Source organism: Aurantimonas sp. C2-5-R2 (assembly GCF_036549495.1).
Taxonomy (GTDB): domain Bacteria; phylum Pseudomonadota; class Alphaproteobacteria; order Rhizobiales; family Rhizobiaceae; genus Aurantimonas; species Aurantimonas coralicida_A.
Genome location: NZ_JAZHLJ010000033.1, coordinates 15805 through 42544, shown reverse-complemented (window position 1 = coordinate 42544; position 26740 = coordinate 15805). Strand labels below are relative to the sequence as shown.

Here is a 26740-nt window from a genome sequence, read left to right as displayed (position 1 = left end):
AAAACAGCCTATCCACTGGCCGGGTTTTACTCCGGCGCGGCCGACCCTCTCGCCGCCGCTTCGTGGCCTAATTTGTCACCGCCCTACACAAATTGTCGGCGACCGCGATCATCCTCGTCCACAACCATCCCACAGGGTCTATTTCTGTCACGCAGGATAACGCTCTATCCAATTGAAACATATTCGTTTTGCGACTTGTCGTACTCCCGGATATTGTGGCAAATTGGGGTCGGTTTTTAGGGGGATCAACCTCCCTTTTGACCCCAGTCGCCGACCCCTTTTACCCTTCTGGAGACCCCACTCGAAATCCAATGGGAGAGCCCAATGCCAAGCCTTACAGATGGAGAAATACGCCGCGCCTTGAAGGAGGTGGAACAGACCGGAAAACAACAAAGCCTTGTCGACGGCGAAGGGCACGGTACCGGCCGTCTCATCCTGACCGTGAAGTCGATGCCGACCAGAGTGACTGCGGACTGGATGGCGCAACAGTGGCGCGATCAGAAGCGCCTCAAGAAAAAGCTCGGATCATATCCGTCCATGTCGCTGAGCCAGGCGCGCGAGGTCTTCAATCGAGATTTCGCGAACCTGATTCAGAAAGGTCGCAGCATCAAGATTGCCGACGACACTCGCCCTAGCACTGTCGCAGATCTTTCGACAACACCCTCCACGACCAGCGTGATCGCCCCCTTGAGGACAAAGCCCATTTCCTCGCCGACATGACTGAAAGCGCCATCGGTCGAGCCACCCGGATTCACGATATGGATGTTGGCCTCCAATAGATGTTGCCGCGCGACCGGAGGCAATCGCTCCAGCATTATCCCGACGCCGTTGCGGGATCGGCCAAGTCCGATCACAGGGCGTTCGCCAGCCCTGTGCACGACGGTGTCCGCATCCTCTGCGGCCTGAAAGAGGAAGGCGATATTGATCCCAAGAGCTTCGACGAGCTTCCTCAGCATGGTCAGCGTCGGATTGACCTTTCCTGTCTCGACCTTGGATAGCATGCTCTCGGAGCACCCAACCTTCTGGGCGAGTTGTTTAAGCGAGAGGTTGTGCAGCGTTCGCATGTGACGCAGCTTCAGGCCAAGATCGTGGGGAAGCGGGTCTTCCTTACTACTCATACGAAGTCGCCCCCGGTTCGTTGTTCCCTACCCCCGCTCATGCAGCTTCCGGCGGGGATCTGTACGCCTTTCATAAATCGATCGGCGGAAGAAGTGGAACCCGCATCCGTCCATAAAAATCCCATTCGCCATCTCCCTCGAATGTCGGTTTCACTCACAGATGAAGATGGCCGCAATCCTCCTTTTTACTCCAGGACGCGCTTCTGTTTCCTGGCAATTCGGTGCTGCGCAACTGCGGTATCAGTATCGATGAGGACGCAGGCCTACGCCCGTCATTCGTCAATATGTGCGTCTTGGCGCGGTCAGCTTCGCTTGCCAATCGGCAGGGGTCCCCGCACCGATGGAACGACATCCGAACAGAAATCCACCTGGATGGACTTGCCTGGAGAAAGTGGAGAGCTCGTCCGAAGGAACGAGGAGCAATTCATGGGCAAACCGCAGCGCCGGTTCGGAAAGGAAGCCGTACGGCTTGTCGAGACGAGTGTACGCACGCAGCGTGAGATCGCCGAGGATCTCGGCATCGGGCTGTCGACGCTTCGCGGTCGGCTCGACAACCACCGTGAACGCGATCTGGAAACACCGACTCCCGAACGCGGGAACACCTGGCAACCATGACGGGCGGGTAGTTGTCGTCGATCAGCCGAACGGTTCAGAAATCAACGATGGTCTCAGGCGGCGCCCAGGCATTCGCCACCGTCGATCACCAGCGCCTGACCTGTCATGTAGGATGAACGGTCGGAGGCAAGGAAAAGGATCGCTTCCGCGATTTCCTCGGCTTGGCCAAAACGCCCCATCGGGATGTTGCGTCTGACATGATCCTCCATCGCGGCCCGCCCGCCCATTTGGCGCTCGAATCCGGCATTGAACGGTGTATCGACCCATCCGGGGCACAATGCATTGAACCGGATGTTGTGACGGGCGTAATCGCGCGCCATCTGCCGGGTCATCGCGACGACCGCATGTTTGGAGGTGGCATAAGCGATCATGCCGGCATCATAGATCACCCCGGAATTTGACGAGGTGATGATGATCGATCCGCCGCCGCGCGCCTTCATGTGTGACACCGCCGCGCGCGCCGCTACAAAATGCGCGCGCACATTCAAACGCCAGGACATGTCCATACCGTCGGCGTCCACTTCCTCGAGATTGCCCTCGACCTGGACGCCCGCATGTGAATGGAGAATATCGAGCTGCCCGCGATCGGCGATGGTTTGCGCGACCGCGCCGCCGAGCGCGGCATCATCCGTGACGTCGAGACCAACCGCGTCCGCGCTGCCGCCCGCGTCGCGGATCAGCGCCACGGTCTCTCGGGCGCGTTCCTCGCAGAGGTCGCTGACGACGACAAAGGCGCCCTCGCGGGCAAGGATTTTCGCGCCCGCGCGCCCGATCCCCGACCCCGCCCCGGTCACGAATGCGACCCTGTTTTTAAGGATCATCCGGTAGCTCTCCTCTTTTCAAATTCGGTCCCCTTGTCGCTTATTTCCGATTTGCCCCGCGCCGGAGCAGAACCTGGGCGACGACAAGCAGGAGCAGCGAAGCCGCAAGCACCATCGTTCCGATGGCGTTCACTTCCGGCGTGATCCCACGGCGGATGGAGGAAAAGATGTAGATCGGCAGCGTGGTTTCCGACCCCGCGACGAAGAAGGCAATGATGAAATCATCGAAGCTGAAGGTGAAGCTGAGCAGAAACCCCGCGAGCACGGCCGGAAGAATCTGCGGCAATGTCACCTGCCGGAAGGTGCCCCACGGTGTCGCATAAAGATCGGCCGATGCCTCGATCAACGCCCGATCCATTCCGGCGATCCGGGCCCGCACCAGCACGATCACCAGCGACATCGTAAAGAGAGTATGCGCGGCGATCAGCGATCCGGTGCCCATTTTCAGACTGGGAGCGCCACCGTCCACCGACGGCCATAGAGCCTCAAGCAACGGATTGAGAATATCGAACACGGTTACCAGCCCGATCAGCGTGGCGATGCCGATCACAATGCCGGGAATCATGATGGCGATGTAGATGACCGCGTCGAACAGAGTCCGTAAAAGCCCAGTCATCCCCTGTAGCGCAAGCGCCGCCATCGTGCCGAAAAGGCTGGAGAAGACCGACGTCACGAAGGCGACGGTCAAGCTGGTGGCCAGCGCATCCATCACGAACGGGTTCGACAGTGCCCGTCCGTACCATTGGAGCGAAAAGCCCGTCAGCTCGCTGGCGTGGCGGCCGGCATTGAAGCTGAACAGGACGATGACCCCGATCGGCAGGTAGAGGAACAGATAGACGGCGAGCGCATAGAGTCGCATCGGCTCGCCCTTAGAACATCTGGGCGTCGTCGCGCTGGCCGGAGCCGCGCTTGACGAGCCGCATGTAGAACGTGACGGTCAGCAGCATGATCGCCACCAGCGTCACCGCCACCGCCGAGCCGAACGCCCAGTTGCGCGATTGCAGAAACAGGTCGACCAGCGCGTTGCCGATGAAGAAAACCTTGCCGCCGCCAAGCAGCGCGGGGATCAGGAACTCGCCCATCAGCAGGATGAAGACCAGCATGCAGCCCGTGGCCACCCCCGGCAGCGACAGCGGCAGCGTCACCTGCCGGAAGGTAGCGAACGGCGTCGCCCCCAGGTCACCGGAGGCCTCGAGTAGCCGTTTGTCGAGCTTCTCTAGGCTGACATAGATCGGAAAGACCATCAGCGGCAGATAGCCGTAGACGATGCCTACCAAGACGGCGAAGGGCGTATTGATCAGGCGCACGCCCTCGATGCCGACCATATCGAGCAGGCTGGGAATGCCGCGCCCGCCAAGGATGAAGATCCACGCATAGCTGCGGATCAGGATGCTGGTCCAGAACGGCAGGATCACCATCACCAACAGGATTGTGCGGATGCGTGGGTTCACCTTCACCGCCAGATAATATGCCAGCGGATAGGCGATCAGGAGCGCCGCAAGCGTACCGGCCGGCGCCAGGATCAATGTGTTCTGGAATGCGGTCAGGCGGCTCGGCAGGTTTGCATATTGTTCGAATGTAAAAGCCGCGACATAGCCGCCCGCGGCCCCTCGTTCGCCGAAACTGAACACCAGCACGACGACGAGGGGCACGACCAGCATGGCCAGGAACCACGCGCCCGCGGGCGCCAGCAGCAGCCGATTGACCCATTTCCGGTCCATATGGTGTCTGCGCCCGCCGCTCAGGCTGACTTGAACCGCGCCATCAGTTCGGCGCGGTTCGGATCGGTCAGCGTCGCCGCTGCGCCGAACTCCAACGCGTCGAGCAGTTCCGCCGCCGGATAGAGGATCGGATCCTCGAGGATTTTCTTGGGCAGCAACTTGTTGGTGCGGCTGTCAGCGACCGGGTAACCATGGGCCAGCACTTCGCGGGCGTTGACCTCCGGCGTGATCAGGAAATCGATCAGCGCGTAGGCCGCATCGCGATGCTCGGCGCCCTTCGGAATTGCATAGTAGTCACTCCAGATCTCGCCGCCCTCGCGGCCGAGCACATAGTGGATTTCGGGAATGTCGGTGTTGAGCTGCTTGCCGTCGCCGGTCCAGCAGATCGTCAGCCAGGCATCGCCGTTGCGCATCGCCGGCTGGTAGTCGCTGGAGATGGCGAAGAGGTGCGGCTTGACGTCGATCAGCAGTTTCTCGGCCTCAGCCAGTTCGGCAGGATCGACCGAGTTGAACGAATAGCCAAAGTATTTCAGCGCGTTGCCGATGGTGGTGAGCTGGTAGTCTTGCACCATGGTGCGACCCGAGAAGCTCTCGCGGGTCATATCGAAAAACTGCTTCCAAGTGGTCATTTCCTGCCCGTCGAGATGGACGGTGTTGACCGCGAACCCCGTAGTGCCCCAGTTCTTCGGCACCGCGTAGAGTGTGCCGTCCACCGTGCCCGCGTCCGCGAAGCGCGGCTCGAAGGCCGAGGCGTCGTAGCTCGACAGCTTGGCAGTATCGATCGGCTCAATCAGGTCTTCGCCGACATAAGTGGTAATCGTGTAGTTGGTCGGCACGAAGACGTCCCAGCCGCTGCCACCGGCCTGCAGCTTGGCCAGCATCTCCTCGTTCGATCCGAAGACGTTCATCTGCACATGGGCGCCGGTCGCTTCGGTGAACGCCTCGAAGTTCGCCGGGTCGTGGTAATTCGGCCAGGTGGCCAGGATCACGCGGTCGCCGATGTCGCCCTGTGCCCAGGCGCGGCGCGGGCGCAGACCCGGCATCGCCGCGCCCAGCACGGCGGTCGCCATGCCGAGCCCGGTGACGCCCAGGAAATGCCGCCTGCTGACAGAGCCTTTTCGGTAGCGCCAGAGTTCGGCCATGAATTTCTGGCGGCTGATGGGGGTCGTATCCTTGGTCATCGTCTTCTCCCAGTTTTCGACAGTCTCAGGACGCGAGGATCCAGTTGGCCTCGCGGCCCCAGGCCACATGAGCGGGTTCGCCCGCTTCGAAGGGCTTTTCGCCCAGTTCCTGTCGGCGCGGCGCGAGGGCAAGGAACTCGCCGAGCCACTCGTGGCGCAGAAGATATTCCGTGTGTTCGCCGAGGAAAATCCGGTTGAGCACCCGCGCCTCGATGAGTACGTCGGCGCCCGCCTCAATGCGGGTGGCATCGCGCGCCAGACGGAGCTGTTCCGGACGAACGCTCACCGCCACCTTCTGGCCTGGAGAGTGCGCGAATCCGTCGGCTGGCGAGACCGAAATCCCTCCGACCAGTCCGACGCGCGCTCCATTCTCGGTCACGACGCCGTCGAAGATGTTCGAACGTCCCACGAAATCGGCGACGTAGCGGTTCGCAGGCTGGTCATAGAGCTCGCGGGGGGCGCCCGTTTGGACGAGATGCCCCTCGCGCATGATACAGACGCGGTCACTCATCGACAGCGCTTCCTCCTGATCGTGGGTCACCAGAACAAAACTGATCCCGAGGGTGCGCTGCAAATTTTGCAGTTCGAACTGCATCTCGCGGCGCAGCTTGCGATCGAGCGCCGCCAGCGGTTCGTCGAGCAACAGCAACTTCGGCTTGTTGATCAATGCGCGCGCCAGGGCGACGCGCTGCTGCTGCCCGCCCGACATCTCCCAGATCCGGCGGTTCTGATATCCGGCCAGGCGAACCAGTTCGAGCACCTCGGCCACCGCTCGCTCCAATTCCTTCTTCGCCGGGCGCGGCCGGCGCTGACGCAACCCGTAAGCGACATTGTCCTCAACATTCAGATGAGGAAACAACGCATAGTGCTGGAAGACCATATTCACTTGGCGCCGGTAGGCCGGCACCCCGTTGATCCGCTGGCCGAGCAGCAACACGTCACCTTCGGTGGGCTGCTCAAAACCCGCGATCATCCGCAGCGTGGTGGTCTTGCCGCAACCGGACGGTCCCAACAGGGACAGAAATTCGCCCTCGACGATCGCGAGGTCGATATCGCGCGCGGCGACCACTGCACCGAACCGTTTCGTTACCCCTCGAAACTCGGCAACCAGAGGTTTTTCCTCCGCCGTCAAGCCTACCTCCCGATACGGACTTTTCTTGCAAAAGATCCCAATGGCGACATAGATCAATGCACCGATGAACCGTAACGACAGGTCGCGATCCTTGTATATACCCCATTTTGAATAGGACCTCGGCATGCCGCCCGGCTGCTCGATCGGGTCGGTATCGCCGAGCAGGCTGTCTGGGGACGATAGCCGAGCGCGCTGGCGCCGCTGGTCCTGCTTCCCACGATTGTCGACACAGCCTTGCAGAATGCGGCGAAACGTGGAGTCGACGTGCGCCTGCTCGTACCCCGGCGAGGAGATCCTCTGGCCGCGGGGTGGGCAACCCGCGCCGCCTATGAGCCGCTTCTGGCCGCCGGCGTGCGGGTTTACGAGTACCTGCCTCGCCAGCTTCACGCCAAGACGTCCGTCATCGACGAGGAATGGTCCATGATCGGCTCGGCCAACCTCGATTACCTGAGTCTGTTCGTCAATCAGGAGCTGATTCTTCTGGCGCACGACCGCAAATTGGCGGAGGCGTTGCACTTTCAATACCACCGGGACGTTGGGGAAGCAGCGGAAGTGATTCTATCCGAGTGGCAGGGCCGAGGATGGCGTGAGCATGGGCTTGAGTTGGTCGGCTGGGCTGGACGCCGACTTTTTTAGGCGCCTGCGCAGACCCAAGGCGGCCGAAGAGCCTCGTCACCTAGGCTCCGCCTTGGCACTCGATCCGACCTTCGGAGCAGCCATAGGCGGAGCGAAATCCGCCGGGAGTCCGAGAGGACCGTTGCAGCAATAATGGGGGCGGCGCGGAACTGTAATGCCGGGGGCGTCCTCGCGTCTATAGAAATGAATGGCGGTTCCATTCAGGTCGGGTACCCCGACGGTCCGGCCGTGATCGAGGCGCGGACGCATATGAAAGGATGATGGCAATGCACACAGATACGAAGCCTTCGAGCGTCAGTTCGGCCAATCGGAGCGAGGGATCGTGCTGCGGTCATGGAGAGCCCTCTCCAGCCGATACAGTTAAACCCTCGGCCGCGCCTGAACGGTCTCCCGCGGAGCAGCGGGCGGAGCCGCCGCGAGAGGCGGTGCAAGGCAAATCGACGAGCTGCTGCTGCTGCGGTAGCCGAGATTTATAAGGGTCAGGCAGAAGACAGGTGCCGCTCGTCGCGGCGCCTGGACGGTCAATCCCAACCATCCGCGCTCCGACCGACGGCCGGAAGGCTTGTTTGGGCGCTTCAAGGAGATAAGTAGTGACCACTGCGACATTGGACGTCGGCGGCCTCTTTGAAGAGCTCGACCATCTGGGCGTCGAGAAACGGCTGAAGCAAGTGCGGGGCGTGCGAAACGCCAGTTCCAGCCCGGCCTCCGGCAGCGTCACGGTCGACTTTGACGAGACGTTGACGACCATCGACAGGCTGAAACAGACGATAAAGGCCTGTGGCTTCCGCTGCCATGGCGAGGTGATGCCGCGCCATGTCTGCAAGCCGGACCTGGCGAAGCGCTCCCCTGAGGTTGCCCCGATACCAGCGTCGCACGAGGGCCATGCCAAGCATGCCAAAGCCGGCGTCATCCGGGGGCCAGCTCCATCCGCCTCCACCCAGCCGTCGACTGCGCCCCCGCAGGATGAAATGGCGCACGAGATGGGCCACGGGTCCGGCGCCGAGATGCAGGCGATGGTTCGCGACATGCGCAACCGCTTCTGGATCGCGCTGATCTTCACTGTACCGATCTTCATCTATTCGCCGATGGGTGAAATCTTCACCCCGCCGGCGCCCCCCTTCGGGCTGGAGCTCGACCTGTGGTTGTTCTTCCTTGGAACCATCGCGATCGTCTATCCTAGCTGGCCGTTCTTTGTCGCGGCCTGGCGGGCGCTTCGTAACGGTGTGCTCAACATGGCCGTGCTCGTCGTGCTCTCGGTGGGCACAGGTTACGTCTTCAGCGTCGGCTCGACCTTTTTCTTCCCCGGCGTGCAGTTCTACGAAGCGGTGGCGGTGCTGCTGGTCTTCATCCTCCTAGGGCATTGGCTGGAGATGCGGGCACGCGCCGGCGCCTCGGCGGCGATCCGGACGCTGCTCGATCTTGCCCCACCCATGGCCACCGTGCTGCGGGACGGCCGCGAGACCGAGGTGCCGACCGCCGAGGTCCTGGCCGACGACATCGTCGTCATCCGGCCGGGCAACAAGATTCCCGTCGACGGCCAGATCGTCGAAGGAGAGTCGCTTGTCGACGAATCCATGCTGACGGGCGAGTCGATGCCGGTGAACAAGACGCCCGGCGATCAGGTCATCGGTGCCACGATCAACAAGAGCGGCAGCTTCAAATACCGCGCGACCAAGGTCGGCGCCGACACGGCGCTGGCCCAGATCGTCAAGCTGGTGCAGGAGGCCCAGAACTCCAAGGCGCCAGCGCAGCTGCTCGCCGACCGGGCCTCGCAATGGCTGGTGGTGATCGCGATCGTCATCGGACTCGCGACCTTCGCCGTGTGGTTCTGGTGGATCGGCTCGCCGTTGCTGTTCGCGCTGACGCTCACCATTACCGTCTTTGTCATCGCCTGCCCGGACGCGCTCGGGCTGGCGACGCCGATGGCTGTCATGGTCGGCACCGGCCTGGGCGCCATGTATGGCATCCTGTTCAAGAATGCCGGCGCGCTTGAGGATGCGACCAAGCTCGACATTATCGTCTTCGACAAGACCGGCACGCTGACCATGGGCCAGCCGCGGGTGGTCGAGGTCGTCACCGCCGAGGGGCGGACGGAAGAGGACGCGCTGCGGGCAGCCGCGGCGGTCGAACGCGGCTCCGACCACCCGCTGGCGCTAGCGATCATTGAGCGCGTCGAGGGAATCGACGTGCCGCAGGCGCGGGCGTTTCTCAACCGCGAGGGCATGGGTGCACAGGCCGAGATCGAAGGAGAAACCGTTTTCCTCGGCAACCACCGTCTCATGGACGAGGAAAAGATCGACCTTGGCGCACTCGCGGACGAAGCCGAGCGGCTGAAGGGCGAGGGCCGCACGGTCGTGCATGTGGCGCGCGGTGACCGGGTTCTCGGTCTTATCGCCATCGCCGACGCGCCCCGCCCGAGCGCCAAGGCAGCCATCGCCAAGCTGCGAGAACGCGGCGTCGAGGTAGCGATGTTGACTGGCGACAACGAAGGGACGGCCAGACGAATCGCCGAGGAACTCGGCATCGCCATCGTGCTCGCCGACGTGCTGCCTAGCCAAAAGGCCAACAAGGTCAAGCAATTGCAGGCGGAAGGCAAACGCGTCGGTATGGTCGGCGATGGCGTCAACGATGCGCCCGCACTGACCCAGGCCGACGTCGGCTTCGCCATTGGGGCCGGAACCGACGTGGCGATGGAGAGCGCCGATGTCGTGCTGATGAAGAGCGACCCCTACGACGTGCTCGGCGCCATCGAACTCTCGCGCGCTACCTTGCGCAAAATGCACCAGAACCTGTTCTGGGCGGTGGCCTACAACGTCGTCGCCTTTCCGATGGCAGCCGGTGTGTTTTATCCATTCGTCGTCAGCCCCGAGGTCGCGGCGCTGGCCATGTCGGGCAGCTCCGCGCTGGTCGCGGTCAACGCGCTCCTGCTCAAGCGCACGCGGCTCGAAGGGGTGGGCCGCGGCCAATCGTCCGAAACCGACGCCGATCGACCGGTTGCGGCGGCCGCCGGATGAGGCGGCCGGGGCGAATCAGGTCCTTCGACCCGGTGTGACAATCACCCCCGGCGCAAACGGCTCGGACCATCGGTGCCCGGCGCGTGAAACCTGGTGCCATTACTGCGACAAGTGGGAGAAGAAAAATGACCCCCGTCGAGCCATTTCTCCAAAGATACCGGATCGCCTACTTCTCCATGGAGATCGCGGTCCGACCCGAGATGCACACCTACGCGGGCGGGCTCGGCATCCTCGCCGGCGATACCGCCGGGTCCGCAGCCGACCTCAACCTTCCGATGGTGTTCGTGACGCTGGTCAGCCGGGAGGGCTATGTCGGCCAAGAGATCGGGCCCGGAGGCGAGCAGATCGACCATCCCGATCCTTGGGAGCCAAGTAGTTGGGCCACCCCACTCGATGCGATGGTGGCGGTGACCATCGAAAGCCAGCCGGTGTGGATCCGGCCCTGGCTGCATGTCCTGACATGCCCGCTCGGCAATCGTATCCCGATTCTCCTGCTCGATACCCAACTTGAGCAGAACGACCCCTTGGATCGAACGATCACCGACCGGCTCTATGGCGGCGGCGACGTCGACCGGCTGAAGCAGGAAATCGTTCTGGGCGTTGGCGGCGAACGGCTGTTGCGGGCGCTCGGCTTCCAGGTGGAGACCTTTCACCTGAACGAAGGCCATGCGGCGCTTCTCCCGGCCGCGTTGCTGCGGCGGCATAGACGACAATCGATCCGGCCGGGCGACGGGGCCCTTAATTACGATGCAGACCCGGTGCGGACACAATGCGTCTTCACCACCCATACGCCCATCGAGGCGGGACACGACCGCTTCGCCTATGCCGACGCCGAACGCCTGCTGGGCGATTTTCTCGAACCCGACCAACTCCGCCTCCTGGCCGGAAGCGACAGGCTCAACATGACGCACTTGGCCCTCAACGTCTCAGGCTACGTGAACGGAGTGGCCGAGCGCCTCGCGCAGACGACCCGGCGCATGTTCCCCGGCTACGCCATTCGGGCCATCACCAACGGCGTCCATCTTCCGACCTGGGTTCATCCGGCCTATGCCCGGTTGTTCAACGGGGTCGCGCCGGACTGGGCGCACAATCCGGAAACGCTCGCCGATGCCGACCAGTTGCCGGACGGGTCCGTCTGGACGGTCCACCAGGAAGCGAAATCGGCATTGCTTGCCGAAATCGAGCGGTCGAGCGGCGTGCGGATGAATCCGAATGTGCCGCTGATTGCCTTCGCCCGGCGCATAACGGCCTACAAGCCGCCCGATCTTCTTTTTTCCGATCCGGAACGGCTGAGGGCGATCCATGCGCGCTACCCGTTGCAAGTCGTGATTGCCGGCAAGGCGCATCCGAGCGACGCGCCGGGAAAGCAGCTGATCGAGCACATCCACCGCCGGATCGCCGATCTTTCGGACCAAATCCCGATGGCGTTCCTGCCGAACTACGACATGGCCGCGGCACAGACCATGGTGGCGGGAGCCGATATCTGGCTGAACACGCCGATTCCGCCTTTGGAAGCTTCCGGCACCAGCGGAATGAAGGCGGCCCTCAATGGGGTTCTGAACTTCAGCGCCCTGGACGGTTGGTGGATCGAGGCCTGGCGGGAAGGTGTCACCGGCTGGGCGATCGGCGATGGCGGCCCCGGGACGGGAGAGGAGGATTCGGAAGCGCTGTATGCCAAGCTCGAGAATATCGTGCTGCCGACTTACTACGACGATAGGCCTCGATGGATCGAAATGATGAAACAGGCCATCAGCAAGATCGGACCGCGCTTCAACAGCCAGCGCATGATGCGCCGCTATGCCGTCGAAGCCTATCTGAGGTGAAAGCTGACAATCATCGTCAGGAATTGACGTTCCACTGCGGCGGCCGCCGCTGGACGTGGCTGGCCGGTAGCGCTCGCGGGTCCCTGTAACGTTTTGTCCCCTCCTCCGTCTTTTCCTGTGAGCCCCAGCGAGGCGATCCGAATCGCCCTGTGGGCGGCAATTCGTGATGCGTCAGCCGGGGGCAGCGAAACCGAGATGGCGATATTCGTTTCGCCTTGAACAGCCACCTCGAACCACAACGAGGACAAGATGAGCGCAATCAGCAAAATCCGCGTCGCCGTGAATGGCTACGGCGTGATCGGCAAGCGTGTCGCCGATGCGGTGGCCTTGCAGGACGACATGGAAGTCGCCGGGGTGTCGGATGTCGACGCCGACTGGCGGATGCGAATGGCGACCCGGAAGGGCTTTCGCCTTTTCGGCGCCACCGGCGAACATGCCGGGGCAATGCGTGACACCGGTCTCGACGTCGAAGGAACTCTCGACGACCTCCTCGCGGCGGCCGATGTGATTGTTGACTGCACGCCGAAGCGGATCGCGGCGAAGAATGTCGAGCGCTACCGCCAGAGAGGCATCAAATTGATCGTCCAGGGCGGCGAGAAGCATGAGGTCACCGGCCATTCCTTCGTCGCGGAGGCGAGCTACGCGACGGCGATCGGCCGCGACGCAACCCGCGTCGTCTCCTGCAATACGACCTCGATCGTCCGCACGCTCACGGCACTGAAGCATGCCGGGCTGCTTTTTCGGGCGCGCGGAACGCTGCTGCGGCGCGCGACCGATCCCTGGGAAAGCCATCTCGGGGGCATAATGAACACGCTCGTGCCCGAGCCCGAGATCCCGAGCCACCAGGGACCGGACGCCCGGAGCGTCGACCCCGAGCTCGACGTCGTCACCATGGCGGTGAAGGTTCCCGAAACCCTGGCGCACCTGCATTACTGGTCGGTTCAACTGACCCGGCCGGCGGACAAGGAGGACGTGCTCGACGCCTTCCGCTCATCGTCCCGTATCGCCCTGATCCGCATCGATGCCGGGCTGACCGCGCTCAACGCCGTGAAGGAATTGATGGCCGATCTCGGCCGGCCGCACGACAATCTCTACGAGGTGGCGCTCTGGGCGGACATGCTCAAGGTCGAGGGCGACGAACTGTTCTACGCCTACATGGTCGACAATCAGGCAATCGTCATTCCCGAGACGATCGACGCCATCCGGGCGCTGACGGGAATCCTCGGAAGCGCGCGGGAATCGATGGCCAAGACCGATGCGAGCCTCGGCATCGGTCAGCTCGCCGACGTACTTGGCAAACCAGCATGAGGACGACCAGAGAGTATCCGACCTTGTTCGGCTTGGCGCATTGATGGCGCCGCCGACGTGGGCGGACGCCGTTACCCAACACCTGTCGTGGCGTACGAAACGCCCAGCAATGACGGAGGCGAACCATGTTCAACCTGTTTCACCGAAGCGATGAACCCGCCATCATCTGCGTCGTGCGTGACGACGCGCGGTTGCCGCGATTTCTGCGCGGCCCGAACTGGGAGTATGAAGGCAAGGCTGGCACTCTCACGGGGGCCACCGCCGCGCTCGACATGCATGCCGAGGTGCGCATGTCCAAACAGACCGGCTATTATCTGTTCACGCGGCTCTAGTGAATAAGGTCCTGGCTTGTGCCATCGGGCGACTCGATCGCGGGCCTCACAGCATTGACGGATATCCTTCTCAGCAAGGGGGAAAGCCGGGATGAGCAAGACCTGGATTTGGACGGCGATCGTGCTTCTCCTGATCGCGGGAGGCTCCTACGGTCTTTATGTCTATCTCCGGCCCCCGCCACTTCCCGAGCAGGTTGTCTACGGAAATGGCGTCGTCGAGGGCACGGAAATCCGGGTGGCCGCCGAAGTGGCCGGCCGCGTCGTCGAAAGTACGCTCGTCGAAGGCGGGTTGATCGCCGAGGGTGCCCTGCTGGTGCGGCTCGACGACACCGATGCCAGGCTGAACAAGGCGCGCGCGGAAGCGGAGATCGAAGCCCTTGGGGCAGAGCTCGTGCGCGCGGAAAGCGAACTCGAAGTGGCCCAGCACCATCTGGGCACGGCCGAGAGCGAACTGGAACGGGTGCGCAAACTCAAGGAACGCGGCACGGTCGCGGCCCAGACGCTGGACATCGCACAGAATGCGTTTCACGCCGCGCAAGGCAATGTGACAGCGCTTGAGGCAGGGACAACCGCGATGGGCAAGCGCATCATCGCCGTCCGGCGCGAGATCGACCTTCTCGACAACCAGATATCCAAAACCCGCATCACCGCACCGCTGACCGCCACCGTGCTGATCAAGGCGGTCGAACCGGGCGAATTCGTTCGACCGGGACAACCCTTGGCAACGCTGCTCGATCTTACCAGAGCGGAGGTCCGTGTCTTCATACCCGAAAGCCGGATCGGACAGGTGGAACTCGGCGCGCCCGCGCCTGCGCGTCGATGCCTTCCCCGACCGGCTGTTCGAGGCACGGGTCGCGCGGGTCGATCAGACCGCGCAATTCACACCGCGTGACATCCACATGCCGGACGAAAGGGTCCGTCTGGTCTTCGGCGTGATGCTCGCGATCGACAATCCCGACGGCGTGCTGAAACCGGGGATGCCGACCGATGCCTGGATCCTGTGGCAACCGGACGCCGGATGGCCCGAGCGGCTGTTCGTGCCGACATAGGAGACGGCCGGCCATGGCAACCGACGATATGATCATCGAGGCCGACGGGCTCGGGCGCCGGTATCGGTCACTCCGGGCGCTGAGCGACATCGACATCAAGATCGGTGTTGGCGAGATCGTCGGCCTGGTCGGGCCGGATGGCGCGGGAAAAACGACGCTCCTGCAGCTTTTCGCGGCGATCCTCGACCCGAGCGAAGGCCGGTGCCGGGTGTTGGGCCACGACACGGTGAAGCAGGCCGCCCGGATCACCTCGGCGATCGGCTACATGGCCCAGGGTTTCACGCTCTACGACCGGCTGACCGTGGCCGAGAACCTGTCTTTCGCCGCCAAGATCCGCGGCGTGCCGGGCGACGTCTATATGGCCCGACGCCGCCGGCTGCTCGACATGGCGGGGCTGGCGCCCTTTCTCGACCGGCGGGAGGGCGCGCTGTCGGGGGGAATGCGCAAGAAGCTCGCGCTTTGCGCCAATTTGATCCACGAACCGCCGCTGCTGCTTCTCGACGAGCCGGGGCTCGGGGTCGATCCACTCTCACGCCGGGAACTATGGCAGATCCTCGGTGATTTCCGCGGTCAGGGAACGACGATCGTGCTTTCGACATCCTACATGGACGAGGCCGACCGATGCGATCGCGTGGCGTTTCTGGACCAGGGCCGGTTGATCGCGCTCGGGCGACCCGAGGAGTTGCGCGGGCGGGCGAAAGGACATGTCTATGCCGTCGTTTCGGACCGGCCCGCGGAAGCCGAGGCGGCACTGCACGGGATGGCCGGGGTTCTCGGCATCCAGTGGCGCGCCGACAGCGTGCGTTTCGTGATGAAGCCGGACGCCGATCTGCCCCAGTCCGAGCGGGCGCGTCTGGACGCTCTTGGACAGGTCGCCCCGGCGGAACCGCGGATGGAGGACGTCTTCACGATCCTGCGCGGTGATGAGGCCGCGCCGGATGAAACCGCCAGCGCAGTCGTCGCCCGGCCGATCACCGATGCGGCAGAAGGCGTGACCGGTGGGATCAGCACACAAGGGCTCACGCGCAGCTTCGGCGATTTCGTCGCGGTGGGGGATGTCACTCTCGCCATCGCACCGGGCGAGATTTTCGGTTTGCTGGGGGCAAATGGCGCGGGCAAGACGACATTGATCCGCTTGCTCTGCGGGCTGTTGCCGCCCTCCGCAGGCAGCGCGACGGTGGCCGGCGTCGACGTTTTGTCGGACCCACGTCGGCTGCGGCAACGGATCGGCTATATGTCGCAGCGCTTTTCGCTCTACCCCGATCTGACCGTCGGCGAAAACCTGTCATTCTTCGCCAGCGCCTACGGGCTGTCGCGGCGCGAGGCGCGCGAGGCCATTGGCTGGGCAGTGGACATGACAGGACTCGGTGGCCAGCGAGTCGAGATGGTGGCGCGCCTGTCCGGAGCGGTGCGCCAGCGCGTGGCGCTCGGCTGCGGCATCCTGCCATCGTCCGGCGGCGCTCTTCCTCGACGAGCCGACCTCGGGCGTCGACCCGCTGGCCCGGTTCCGGTTCTGGCGATTGATCCGGCTCCTCGCCGAGGAGGGAATGACGGTCCTCGTGACCACGCATAATCTGGAGGAAGCCGCCTATTGCCACCATCTCGGCCTGATGGACAGAGGCCGCCTGATTGCCACCGGCGACCTGCCGGCGCTGCGCGCGCATTTTCCTGGCCGAGCACTGGAGACGGCGGAAGATATTTTTCTGGCTTTCATGGAGCGTGAACGGGTTACCGCCCGGTCCGAGAGGGCCGCCTCATGAAACTTTCACGCATTCTGGCCGTGATTGAAAAAGAGACGAAGGAAATCGTCCGCGATCCCGTGACCGTGGCGGTGGCATTGCTGATGCCGCTGGTGATGCTGTTCCTATTCGGCTACGCGATCTCGTTCGATGTGGACGGTGTCGCGATGGGTGTGCTCGACCACGATCGGTCGGCCGAGAGCCGAGCACTTGTCGATCGCTTCCTGGCCAGCGGGTATTTCGTCATGGCCGACGGCTATCTGAGCGCGATCGAGGTAGAGACCGCGCTGCAACGCAGCGCCGTCAAGCTTGCGCTGATCATCCCGCCAGGTTTCGCGAACCACCTCGCACGAGGGGAACCCGCGCCGGTTCAGGTCCTGGTGGACGGGACATTCTCGGCAACCGCCAATCTGGTGGCGGCCTATGCCAAGGCGATCATCGCCGGCTTCGGTGTGCAGACCGCACCGCCGATCGAGGTGGCAGCGCGGGTCTGGTACAATCCCTCGCTGCGCAGCGTGAACTATGTCGTGCCCGGCCTGTTCGGCGTCATTCTCATGGCCTTCCCGCCGCTGCTGACCGCGCTTGCGATCACCCGTGAAAAGCAGAGCGGCTCGATCCAGCAGATATTCGTCTCGCCGCTTACGCCGGCAGAGTTCCTGTCCGGCAACCTGATTCCCTACGGTCTGATCGCGTTCCTGCAGATCGTCATGGTGATCGCGGTGGGTTTCCTCTGGTTCGCGGTGCCGCTCAAGGGCGGCCTCGCCCTGCTGCTCGGGGTCGGTCTGGTCTATGTCTTCACCACCGTTGGCATCGGGTTGCTGGTCTCGACGCTGACCAACAGCCAGCTCGCCGCCATGCTGCTGGCGCTTATCATCTCGCTGATGCCGTCATTCCTGTTTTCCGGCTTCCTGTTCCCGATCTTCACCATGCCGTTCGTGTCGCAACTCTACACGCGGCTCTTCCCGGCGCAGTATTTCGTGGATTTCTCGCGCGGCGTGGTCCTGAAAGGCGCGGGCCTGGCCGAACTGTGGCCGTCGGTTCTGCTGCTGTTGGCCTATACGCTTGTGATCTTCGCGCTGGCGGTCTGGCGGTTCCGAAAGAAAGTGGCGTGATGGGCGCGCGGCTCGCAGGGCTGCTGGTCAAGGAGCTACTCCAGTTCCTGCGCGATCCGCTGATGCTGATCCTGATCCTCTGGCTGTACACCGCCGAGGTCGTGATCTGCGCCTACGCGCTATCCTTTGAGGTCGAGAACATGCCGATGGCCGTTGTCGATCTGGACCGCAGCCCCCAAAGCCGCACGCTGGTGCGGAGGTTTCTTGCAACGGATGTCTTTGCCGACGCCGGCCGACCAGCTAGCGCCACGGAGGCCGGCGCTTGGCTGCAGGCCGGACGCGCGCGGGTTGCGCTGATCGTGCCGCCAGGGTTCCAGCGCGATCTTCTGGGCGAACGCCGACCGAACCTGCAATTGCTTCTGGACGGATCGAATTCCAACATGGCAGCCCAGGCACGGGGCTACGCCCTGGAGATCGTCGGGCGCTTCGCAGCCATTGGCGACGGTGGCACGGCGGCGGGGCCGATGCCGATGGTGCGGGTCTGGTACAATCGCGACCAGACCTTCACCGCGTTCGTCGTGTTGTCGATGGTGGCGCTCGCGGCGCTGATGGTCGGCGTCATCCATCCCGCCGCGTCGATCGTGCGCGAGAAGGAGGCGGGAACGATCGAGCAGTTGCGCGTCACGCCGATACGGACGCCGGAACTGTTCGTCGCCAAGACTCTTCCGACTCTGGTGATGGGACTTCTGTCGGTGTTCCCGAGCCTGTTGATTGTCTGGTGGTTCGACATCCCGCTGCGCGGCAGCCTGCTCTTGTTCCTCGGCCTCACGGCGATCTTTCTACTCAGCGCCATCGGCATCGGTGTCCTGATCGCCAGCGTCAGCCGGACCCTTCAGCAGGCGCTGCTGCTGGCGTTCTTCGGGCTCTTTCCGCTGATGTTCCTTTCCGGCACGCTGGCGCCAATCGAGAGCATGCCGGAAGTGCTGCTGATCGCCTCCCTGGCAAGTCCGTTGCGCCACTACATGGACGTGACGCTGGGGATTTTCCTGAAAGGCGTGGGAATCCGCGAATTGTGGCCGAGCGCGCTGGCGTTGCTCGCGATCGGTATCCCGCTTTTTGCGATGGCCATTCGGATATTCAAGCAAAAAGACGCCTGAGAAGGCAAAAACCTCTGATTGCTTCGCTGCCAAGCTGTTCTCGTCCCATCCCCGTTTATGAGCATCAAGGGTCCGCCGCCTGGACCTGTTCTCTCCGGCTAAATCAGACAAAATAGCGGCTCGCCTAGCCGATGCGCACCGCGCCGTTGTCGAGGAATTCGTAGGGCGGCACATCGAGGTTGCGCGGCGCCGGGCTGCGCCGCACCCGGCCGGCCGTATCGTAGACGGAGCCGTGGCAGGGGCAGAACCAGCCGCCCCAGTCGCCGTGGGGCGCGGCCGGGTCCTGCCCGAGCGGGATACAACCCAGATGCGTGCAGACGCCGACGACGATCAGCCATTCCTCCTGGATGACGCGGGACGCGTCGGTGGCCGGATCGATCAGGCCCGGATCGTTGTCGTCGGCCCTGGCCCGGGCGATCTCCTCGGGCGTGCGGCGGGCGATGAACACCGGCCTGCTCCGCCACATCGCGGTGATCCGCTGGCCGATCTCGACGGAAGAGAGGTCAATGTCGACCGAGGACAATGCTAAGACGTCCGCCGCCGGGTTCATGCTGTCGATGAAGGGCCACAGCGCCACCGCCGTGCCGACCGCCGCCATCGCCCCGGTCGCGATGTAAAGGAAATCGCGGCGGGTCGCTCCGGCCCCTTCGGCCGGAGATTCGGAGCCGCTCATGTCTGCTGACATCGCAATGCCTCCTTTCTGCGCGCACGGCGGACCGTCGCCGTCACGTCACTCCTTGGTGTCTTCGCCGCCTTCCTCATGCGGATTTTCATCCGGCATGTGTTCCATCAACTCCTTGATCCGGGACGGAACGTCCGCCTCGGAGAACGTCTTTTGCTCGTCCGTGTCATGCACGAAGGCGATGAGATCGGCCAACTCCTGCCCCTTGAGTTCGATGGGATCGCCGAGTTCCTCACGCTGGAGAGCCACCATCGCCTCCGCCCCCCGCCACATCTTGGCGGCGAAGTCGAACGGATTCATCGGACTCGGCATCGTCGCGGCGTCGAGCGGCGGCGCGTCCTCCCCGCCCACACCGTTGATCGAATGGCAAACGACGCAGCCCTTGCTGGCGAACAGCTGCTTGCCACGGGCGGCATCCATCTTCGGCACGATGACACCAGGACTCATCATGTTCTGGTCCATCATGCCCGATCCGTGGGTGGCCGGCTGCTCGTCACTGGCAGCATAGGCCTGGCGAGCGATGGGCATCGTGAGCGCGAGCGCACCGGCCAACAGTGTTATCGTCAAGTTTTTCATGAACGTCTCCTTCGGTTTGCTTCCTTCGGTTGGCGAGGCTTCGGTGATCACGACAAGATACCTTCAAACCCTTTGCCATGATCGGAATTGGCCGGACGGGATCGGAGCATTTGCCAATGGCTCATCGTATGACCTCTCCCGTCCGGCGGCCCAGCAGGCGCGGCACGAAGCCGGGTACGCGCCGTGCGTATTCCGCGTAAACCGGCCCAAACTGAGCCAACGTTTCCCGCTCCTCCTGCCGGGCCAGATGGATGTACATCCAGACGAGAACGGGAAACATCGCGAGCGTCAGCAAGGTCGGCCACTGGAAGAGGAAGCCGAGCATGATCAGGATGAAACCGACATATTGCGGATGACGGACGCGGGCATATGGACCCGTGGTCGCGAGTCCGTGTTGCTGCTGCGCCCTGTAAAGGACGCGCCATGCTGAGGAGATAACAACGAAACCGCCGCCGATCAGGACGAAGCTCAGAAGGTGGAACGGTCCGAAATGTGGGTTCGCCTGCCAGCCGAACAGCATTTCAGGAAGATGGCCGGCATCATGGGTGAGCCAATCGATGCCGGGGTAATTGGTCTGCAGCCAGCCGGAGAGGAAATAGATCGTCAGGGGGAAGCCGTACATCTCGGTGAAGAGTGCGACCAGGAACGCGCTGAAAGCGCCGAACGATCGCCAGTCCCGCCTGGTTTTCGGCTTGAAGAAGCTGAAGGCGAACAGGATGAAGATCGCCGAGTTGACGACGACCAGGAACCAGAGGCCGTAAGAGGCTGTCTCCACCATCAAGCCCTTCCCTCATCCGACGATCCGCCGTGCCCCTGGCTCCCGTCATGGCCAGGGTGCATCCACCAATGCATCATCACACAGATCGCCAACAGGCCGCCGAGCAGCCAGTAGTCTCCAGGAATGTGAGCACGATGCTCGTAGAGCAGCATGAAGCCGGCCGCTCCGAGAAAGACGAGCAGAGCAATCCCGGCCCGCGATGTCCAAAAACCGGGATGTTCTGAATCGCGATGAAGCATGCGACAACTCCTTCGGCCCGCGCGAAGAATCGCGAAGCGCCTAAAACCACAAGGCACACTTTCCAACGCCATTATGGTGGCGTCGCCACGAAGGAAGAGGCCGGACAGCACGATGCATTCGGGCTGCCTGCTCTTGTGCCAATCGCCGCGGCAGATGCTCGACTGCGGGGTGAGCGATTATCCTTTAGGCCCTGCACCAAAGCGTGTTTCCGGCCGCTCGGATATACAGACGCACGACCCCGCCCGGCGTTACAGCTGTCGCGTCTCTCATAAGGGGCTCGTTTATCGTCCATATCCAATGGACCATTCGGACGACAGGCCGCCGCCCCGCGCAGTCATATTGCCGCGCCGGAGCCGCCTCGAAAAAATCAATCGGAACGTACGGCAAGGATGGATCCGCGGTGGAGTCAGCGTGAACGCCAGCTCAAGCAAACAGCAACGGACATTCACGAGCGCATTTGTTGCGCAGGATGATGTAGATCAGATGCAGCGTCCCGAGGCCCGCCAGAAGGCAGAAGAACGAGATATAGGCATAGCGCAGCAACCAGATGTCCAGGACCACGACCGCGATGATGGTGAGCCCGAAATAGCGCATGTGCAAGTAGCGCGACAGGAGCGGCGGCGCGATGATCAGAAACAGGTAAATCACATAGGTGAACCAGCGTGGCATCATGTAGTCGAGCAGCATGGTCCCCTCGTAGGCCAGCGAATCGCGGTTGACAGTGACGCTGATCCAGTCGGGGTAGATGGCGTGCGGAATGTAGAGCGCCAACCCGAAGGCGACGCCGATCACGGTGAGTGCAAGGAACAGACGCTTGCGCGGGCTCTCCGGCGGTTTCCAATACGTAGACCGAAAACGGGATCCAGATCGGCCACATGAACCACGTAAAGAAGATGAACCCCATCGCGCCCCAAAGCACGGTGAAGGAATCGCCGGTGTTCACCCCCCACCAGACATTGCCCTCCATGAACTGCTGGATACCTGCGAAAAGCGGCATCAGCGCCACCGGCAGATAGCGGGTGTTGATCTGAACGGCCTTCCAACTGGCGAAAGCGCCGCCGCCGACCAGAAACACGCTTGCGGCAAAGCTGACCGGGGCTGACAGGCACATGGGCGCGTCCCTCCACAACCGACATCATCGACGAGGCCAAAGCCGACCTGCCGAAAACCCGATACGTTTTTCCCGCGCCTTTTTGATTGATTCAGCGCAACCCGCCGCAGCGACGGTGCGTCAAACCTCGCGCCTGCGTCCCAAGAAACCGAGGCCGATCAGCACGACCGCGCCGAGTGCGAAGTCCCAGAGCATCCAGGTCAGCAGGTTCCACGTCAGATTTTCACGCGGCGCAGCCGTAGCGAGTTGAGCACAACGGACAGGGACGAGGCGCTCATCGCAAACGCGGCGAAGATCGGTCCGATCAGAATGCCGAGGAACGGGTAGAGGATACCCGCCGCGATCGGCACGCCCGCGGCGTTGTAGATCAGCGCAAAGAACAGGTTCTGCTTGATGTTGTTCATCGTCGCGCGACTGAGCTTGCGCGCCCGCACGATGCCGTCGAGATTGCCTTTCACCAGGGTGAAGCCGGCACTTTCGATGGCGACGTCGGCGCCGGTGCCCATGGCGATGCCGACATCGGCCTGAGCCAGAGCCGGCGCGTCGTTGACGCCGTCGCCGGCCATCGCCACCTTGCGCCCCTCGCCCTGCAGTTCCTTGATGATGCGCGCCTTGTCCTCGGGCAGCACGTCGGCGCGAATCTCGTCGATGCCCAGACGCCCGGCCACTGCCTTGGCCGTGCGCTCATTGTCGCCGGTCGCCATGATGATGCGGAAGCCTTGCTTGTGCAAAGCCTTCAGGGCGGCTGGCGTTGTCTCCTTGACGGGGTCGGCGACGCTGACCAGGCCGGCGATCTTGCCTTCGAGCACCACGAACATCACCGTCTCGCCCTGGTCGCGGCGCGCGTCGGCGGTTTCGGACAGGCGCCCGCCGTCGAGCCCGAGATCGACCATCAGCTTGGCGTTGCCGAGCGCCACCGCCTTGCCGTCGACGACGCCTTTGACGCCCTTGCCGGTGACCGCCTCGAAATCGTCGGCGCTCACCATCTCGACGCCGCGCTCTTGCGCCCCGGCGACGATCGCCTCGGCCAGCGGATGCTCCGACCCTCTTTCGAGGCTCGCCGCCAGCCTCAGCACCTCGGCTTCGTCATGACCGGATTCCGGCAGCACCGCCACCAGCTTCGGCTTGCCCTCGGTCAATGTGCCGGTCTTGTCGACGATCAACGTGTCGACCTTGGCGAAGCGCTCCAGCGCCTCGGCGTTCTTGATCAGGACACCGGCCTGGGCGCCGCGCCCGGTCGCCGTCATGATCGACATCGGTGTGGCGAGACCCAGCGCGCAGGGGCAGGCGATGATCAGCACCGCAACCGCCGACACCAGACCGTATGCGAGCGCGGGCTCCGGCCCCCAGATCGCCCAAGAGATAAAAGACAGGATGGCGATGCCGATCACCACCGGCACGAACTTGCCGGCCACCATGTCGGCGAATTTCTGGATCGGCGCGCGCGAGCGCTGGGCANCCAAGAGATAAAAGACAGGATGGCGATGCCGATCACCACCGGCACGAACTTGCCGGCCACCATGTCGGCGAATTTCTGGATCGGCGCGCGCGAGCGCTGGGCATTGGCGACCATCTCGACGATCTGGCTGAGCATCGTGTCCTTGCCGACCCGCTTCGCCTCGATCACCAGACTGCCGTTCTTGTTGATGGTGGCGCCGGTGACCTTGTCTCCCGGCGTCTTCTCGACCGGCACCGGCTCGCCCGAGATCATCGATTCATCGATCGAGGAACGACCCTCGACCACCTCGCCATCCACCGGCACCTTGTCGCCGGGGCGCACCCTCAGCCGATCGCCAACCACGACCTCTTCGAGTGGAATCTCCTCCTCGGTGCCGTCCGGCCGGATCACCCGCGCCGTCTTGGCCGCCATGTCGAGCAGCGCCCGGATCGCCGACCCCGTCTGTTCGCGTGCTCGCAGTTCCATTACCTGGCCCAAGAGGACCAGCGTGACGATGACTGCGGCAGCCTCGAAATAAACACCGACCGAGCCGGTCTCGGGATCGCGGAATCCGGCCGGGAAGATCTGCGGGAACAAAACAGCCACGATGCTGAACAGATAGGCGGCGCCGACGCCCATCGAAATCAGCGAGAACATGTTGAGGTTCATCGTTTTGAAGGACTTGTAGCCGCGCACGAAGAATGGCCAACCCGACCAGAGGATCACCGGTGTGCCGAGAAGGACCTCGATCCAAAGCGACATCCGCTCGCCGAACAGCTCCCTGAAAAATGTGATGCCCAGATAGGGCGTCATCATCAGGATCAGCAGCGGCACGGTCAGCGCGGCGCCGACCCAGAACCGTCGGGAGAAGTCGACGAGCTCCGGATTCGGTCCTTCCTCACCAATTGGCACGCCTTTAGGCTCCAGCGCCATGCCGCAGATCGGGCAGTCGCCGGGACCAACCTGTTCGATCTCGGGATGCATTGGGCAGGTGTAGATCGTACCTTCCGGCATTTCCTTTCGATCGGGCTTGCCGGACAGGAAACTTTCCGGATCGGCCGCGAATTTGTCGTGACATTTCTGCGAGCAGAAATAATAGGTTTCGCCGCTATACTCTCGGGATGGCTTGCCCTGGTCCAGAGCCACCGTCATTCCGCAAACCGGGTCTTTGACCGTCCGGTCATCCGGCGAAACACTGGCATGGCCATGCTGATGGTGACTGTGATCTTGAGGCTCGTGCTTGTTCATCGGGCTATCCTGGCGTCCTGGTCATGACGTTCTTTCTCCGCCGGCTGGCGCGTATACGGCCGTCTCAATCAGCCAGCAGGCTCCGGCGCTCCTCGAATTCTTGCCGGTCGATCTCACCGCGGGCGAAGCGCTCGCAAAGGATATCGAGCCCGCGCTTGGTCGACGAAGGCGATCCGCCTCCCTGTGATGCTCCGCTGCCCGCCCAACGGACCGCGAGGACAATCAACACAATCAGGCCGCCCCAGAACAGGATCATCATCAGCGAACCGGAAATCATGTGTCCCCATCCCCAATCCCCACCGTAATCCCAGTAGAGCGACCGATCCGTCGAAGCTTGTGCCAAGGTCGGCAAGGAGGCCATTGCGCCCGCCATTACCGGCAGAGCGATTTTCAGTCGTTCCATCATCGAAATCTCCATCGCCCGCTTGCGGCGGTGCCTATCCCAATCCCCGTTCCGGGGTATTGTGTCTCTACAGACGAATCAGGATTTGCGGCGTTACAGCTGTCGTGACGAATCCGGCGCGAGGGGCGGACGATCTCTGTCAGGCGAGGCTGTGTTCGTTGGCGATGCCGACAACCAGACCCTTCCGGCCCTTCAGATCGATGACTTCCATTTCGGAGCCTGCTCCTACCAGTACGATCAGCGGTCGAAACCCGTCGCGACGTGGCCTACCCCGTGGCGACACCAGACACAGTCGCAGCCCACATGGTCGCAACTGGGATCGCCGAGCGGCACGCGGTGGCGCCAGCGTGCGATCGGAAAGACCAGACGGGTCAGAACCGAGGGGCGGTAAAGCCGCCGCAGCTTCGCGGTCGTATCCGAGCGGCTCCCCCCCCCGCAGAGCCCAGCGCCGGCCGCGCTCGCCCACGATATTGTAGATGTAGCGATTGCTAACGCCTGTCCGAAGCAGCGGCAGAAGCTCCCGCTGCCACAGCCGCGTATAATTGACCCCCTCGATCAGGCTGCGGGCGGCCAGAATTCCGGAGCGCAGGGCATAGCGCATGCCGAAACCGGCCAGCGCGTCCTGAAACCCCGCCTGCTCACCGATCACCGGATGCCCGCCCTGGAGGGCCGTGCGCGGCAGGCGAAAATTCGCGTAGCCGCCGAAGGGACGCGGATTGCGCATTGCCAGCCCGGTCTTGTCGACGAAGAACGCGACGGTACGCTCTGCATGTTCCGCCTGGTGCTTGAAACCAGTGAACATGCAACTCGCCACCGTGCCGCGGCCTTCGTGGATAAGGAGATAGGCGTAGCCGAGCGGCGTCAACCGGTCGTTGAAGGCGATCCAGTTACCGTCTGGGTGGTCGGTCTCGAAGACGTAGCCGGTGGCGATGGCATCGGCTGTTCTCGTCCCGATTGCGAAAACAGTCGATCCTGTCGGGTCCTCGACCCGGTCGCCAAACCGCACCTCGGCGCCAGCAACGACGGCCTGCGCGAGAAGGCCCGAATCCAGGGTTCCGTCGTCGCCACCGCGCCGCACAAGATAATGAAACGGCCGGTCGCCGTGGACACGATACGCCCTCCCCCAGGCGTCGAAGGCGGTGCCGTCACGGATCGGATGACTGCCGAAATTTGTCTCGATGCCCGCCCTGCTCAGTTCGTCGAGGACGTCCCGGTCGTCGCTCCAGTTCTCCAGCCCTTGAAAGTCTCCATGGAATCGGTTGCCGACGCTCTTGTGCCATTCGCGCACGATGACCGGTCGGCCGGCGCGCGCCAGAACGATGGCGCAGGCAAGTCCAGCCGGGCCCGCGCCGACGACGGTCACAGGCTCGCCCGCCGACGCCATCCGAACGGCGGTTTGGTCATGGACGGTCATGACTGGCCCCCGGACGTGCCATCGGCGGCGCTGCGCGTCGCCACGACTTTCTGGTGGAGACCGCCGAAATAGACCATCTTGCGCGACGCGAAGTCGCCCGGCCGCACCGATCCGGCTCGTCCTTCTGTCCTTCTGCGGACGGAGCAGCGTGA

Annotated in this window: 25 protein-coding genes and 4 pseudogenes; 14 read left to right on the top strand and 15 right to left on the bottom strand. The window is 63.2% G+C overall.

Annotation, left to right across the window (positions count from 1 at the left end; all coding sequences use genetic code 11):
• The first annotated feature begins 92 nt into the window (after positions 1-92).
• Positions 93-176, top strand: coding sequence for a JAB domain-containing protein (locus tag VQ044_RS25710; RefSeq protein WP_442872954.1), 84 nt, complete (start codon positions 93-95; stop codon positions 174-176).
• Positions 177-324: 148 nt separating this feature from the next.
• Positions 325-651, top strand: a pseudogene (locus VQ044_RS14655) (integrase arm-type DNA-binding domain-containing protein); the annotation flags it as partial.
• On the opposite strand, the gene VQ044_RS14650 reads toward VQ044_RS14655, so the two are convergent.
• Positions 591-1118, bottom strand: coding sequence for a helix-turn-helix domain-containing protein (locus VQ044_RS14650; RefSeq protein ID WP_327647926.1), 528 nt, complete (start codon positions 1116-1118; stop codon positions 591-593). The pseudogene VQ044_RS14655 and the gene VQ044_RS14650 sit on opposite strands and share 61 nt — an antisense overlap.
• Positions 1119-1544: 426 nt before the next feature.
• Between VQ044_RS14650 and VQ044_RS14645 the strand changes: the two are divergent.
• Positions 1545-1691: pseudogene (locus tag VQ044_RS14645) on the top strand (IS3 family transposase); the annotation flags it as partial.
• A gap of 95 nt (positions 1692-1786) precedes the next feature.
• Here VQ044_RS14645 and VQ044_RS14640 read toward each other — a convergent pair.
• The 5 genes from VQ044_RS14640 to VQ044_RS14620 are packed head-to-tail and all read right to left on the bottom strand — an operon-like array spanning position 1787 to position 6588.
• Positions 1787-2554 carry an SDR family NAD(P)-dependent oxidoreductase gene (locus VQ044_RS14640; protein ID WP_327651128.1) on the bottom strand — a complete coding sequence of 256 codons (768 nt, stop codon included), beginning with the start codon at positions 2552-2554 and terminating at the stop codon, positions 1787-1789.
• A 40-nt stretch (positions 2555-2594) separates the two neighbouring features.
• Positions 2595-3413, bottom strand: a complete 819-nt coding sequence (locus VQ044_RS14635; protein ID WP_327647925.1) for an ABC transporter permease — start codon at positions 3411-3413, stop codon at positions 2595-2597.
• A gap of 10 nt (positions 3414-3423) precedes the next feature.
• The gene (locus tag VQ044_RS14630) at positions 3424-4275 is read right to left on the bottom strand and encodes an ABC transporter permease (RefSeq protein WP_327647924.1); all 852 of its coding nucleotides are present in this window, start codon (positions 4273-4275) and stop codon (positions 3424-3426) included.
• Between the two features lie 20 nt (positions 4276-4295).
• A complete protein-coding gene (locus tag VQ044_RS14625) occupies positions 4296-5456 on the bottom strand; it encodes an ABC transporter substrate-binding protein (protein ID WP_327647923.1) in 1161 nt (386 codons plus the stop codon).
• A 25-nt stretch (positions 5457-5481) separates the two neighbouring features.
• The gene (locus VQ044_RS14620; RefSeq protein WP_327647922.1) at positions 5482-6588 is read right to left on the bottom strand and encodes an ABC transporter ATP-binding protein; all 1107 of its coding nucleotides are present in this window, start codon (positions 6586-6588) and stop codon (positions 5482-5484) included.
• 234 nt (positions 6589-6822) lie between these two features.
• Between VQ044_RS14620 and VQ044_RS14615 the strand changes: the two genes are divergently transcribed.
• From VQ044_RS14615 to VQ044_RS14565, 11 genes are all read left to right on the top strand, one after another.
• Entirely contained in the window at positions 6823-7224 is a 402-nt protein-coding gene (locus tag VQ044_RS14615; protein WP_327647921.1) for a phospholipase D-like domain-containing protein, read from the top strand.
• A gap of 590 nt (positions 7225-7814) precedes the next feature.
• Positions 7815-10238 (top strand): heavy metal translocating P-type ATPase, encoded by a 2424-nt coding sequence (locus VQ044_RS14610; protein ID WP_327647919.1) that lies wholly within the window; start codon positions 7815-7817, stop codon positions 10236-10238.
• Positions 10239-10363: 125 nt separating this feature from the next.
• Positions 10364-12061, top strand: coding sequence for an alpha-glucan family phosphorylase (gene glgP / locus VQ044_RS14605; protein WP_327647918.1), 1698 nt, complete (start codon positions 10364-10366; stop codon positions 12059-12061).
• Between the two features lie 249 nt (positions 12062-12310).
• Positions 12311-13369, top strand: a complete 1059-nt coding sequence (locus VQ044_RS14600; RefSeq protein WP_327647916.1) for a type II glyceraldehyde-3-phosphate dehydrogenase — start codon at positions 12311-12313, stop codon at positions 13367-13369.
• Between the two features lie 125 nt (positions 13370-13494).
• A complete protein-coding gene (locus VQ044_RS14595) occupies positions 13495-13701 on the top strand; it encodes a hypothetical protein (RefSeq protein ID WP_327647914.1) in 207 nt (68 codons plus the stop codon).
• 91 nt (positions 13702-13792) lie between these two features.
• On the top strand, positions 13793-14593 hold the full coding sequence (locus VQ044_RS14590) for an HlyD family secretion protein (RefSeq protein WP_327647913.1): 801 nt from the start codon (positions 13793-13795) through the stop codon (positions 14591-14593).
• A 7-nt stretch (positions 14594-14600) separates the two neighbouring features.
• Positions 14601-14750, top strand: coding sequence for a hypothetical protein (locus VQ044_RS14585; protein WP_327647912.1), 150 nt, complete (start codon positions 14601-14603; stop codon positions 14748-14750).
• A 13-nt stretch (positions 14751-14763) separates the two neighbouring features.
• Positions 14764-16323, top strand: a complete 1560-nt coding sequence (locus tag VQ044_RS14580) for an ATP-binding cassette domain-containing protein (RefSeq protein WP_327647911.1) — start codon at positions 14764-14766, stop codon at positions 16321-16323.
• Complete coding sequence (locus VQ044_RS14575) at positions 16247-16510, top strand: hypothetical protein (RefSeq protein WP_442872952.1); 264 nt, start codon at positions 16247-16249, stop codon at positions 16508-16510. The genes VQ044_RS14580 and VQ044_RS14575 overlap by 77 nt, the downstream gene beginning before the upstream one ends.
• Complete coding sequence (locus tag VQ044_RS14570; protein ID WP_327647908.1) at positions 16507-17601, top strand: ABC transporter permease; 1095 nt, start codon at positions 16507-16509, stop codon at positions 17599-17601. Before VQ044_RS14575 ends, VQ044_RS14570 begins: the two co-directional genes overlap by 4 nt.
• Complete coding sequence (locus VQ044_RS14565; RefSeq protein WP_327647907.1) at positions 17601-18698, top strand: ABC transporter permease; 1098 nt, start codon at positions 17601-17603, stop codon at positions 18696-18698. The genes VQ044_RS14570 and VQ044_RS14565 overlap by 1 nt, the downstream gene beginning before the upstream one ends.
• 124 nt (positions 18699-18822) lie before the next feature.
• On the opposite strand, the gene petA is transcribed toward VQ044_RS14565, so the two are convergent.
• From petA to VQ044_RS14520, 9 genes and pseudogenes are all read right to left on the bottom strand, one after another.
• Positions 18823-19383 carry a ubiquinol-cytochrome c reductase iron-sulfur subunit gene (petA, locus tag VQ044_RS14560; RefSeq protein ID WP_327647905.1) on the bottom strand — a complete coding sequence of 187 codons (561 nt, stop codon included), beginning with the start codon at positions 19381-19383 and terminating at the stop codon, positions 18823-18825.
• 45 nt (positions 19384-19428) lie between these two features.
• Positions 19429-19956: a c-type cytochrome gene (locus VQ044_RS14555; RefSeq protein WP_327647904.1), complete on the bottom strand. Its 528-nt coding sequence runs from the start codon at positions 19954-19956 to the stop codon at positions 19429-19431.
• Between the two features lie 121 nt (positions 19957-20077).
• The gene (locus VQ044_RS14550) at positions 20078-20734 is read right to left on the bottom strand and encodes a methyltransferase family protein (RefSeq protein ID WP_327647903.1); all 657 of its coding nucleotides are present in this window, start codon (positions 20732-20734) and stop codon (positions 20078-20080) included.
• A complete protein-coding gene (locus tag VQ044_RS14545; protein WP_327647902.1) occupies positions 20734-20973 on the bottom strand; it encodes a DUF2933 domain-containing protein in 240 nt (79 codons plus the stop codon). The genes VQ044_RS14550 and VQ044_RS14545 overlap by 1 nt, the downstream gene beginning before the upstream one ends.
• 424 nt (positions 20974-21397) lie before the next feature.
• Positions 21398-21766 carry a hypothetical protein gene (locus VQ044_RS14540; protein ID WP_327647900.1) on the bottom strand — a complete coding sequence of 123 codons (369 nt, stop codon included), beginning with the start codon at positions 21764-21766 and terminating at the stop codon, positions 21398-21400.
• Between the two features lie 100 nt (positions 21767-21866).
• Positions 21867-22085: pseudogene (locus tag VQ044_RS25705) on the bottom strand (DUF6629 family protein); the annotation flags it as partial.
• Positions 22086-22300: 215 nt separating this feature from the next.
• Positions 22301-24771, bottom strand: a pseudogene (locus VQ044_RS25700) (heavy metal translocating P-type ATPase).
• Positions 24772-24835: 64 nt separating this feature from the next.
• Positions 24836-25189: an SHOCT domain-containing protein gene (locus tag VQ044_RS14525; RefSeq protein ID WP_331827698.1), complete on the bottom strand. Its 354-nt coding sequence runs from the start codon at positions 25187-25189 to the stop codon at positions 24836-24838.
• A gap of 124 nt (positions 25190-25313) precedes the next feature.
• A complete protein-coding gene (locus VQ044_RS14520; RefSeq protein ID WP_327647895.1) occupies positions 25314-26588 on the bottom strand; it encodes an NAD(P)/FAD-dependent oxidoreductase in 1275 nt (424 codons plus the stop codon).
• Positions 26589-26740 lie beyond the last annotated feature (152 nt).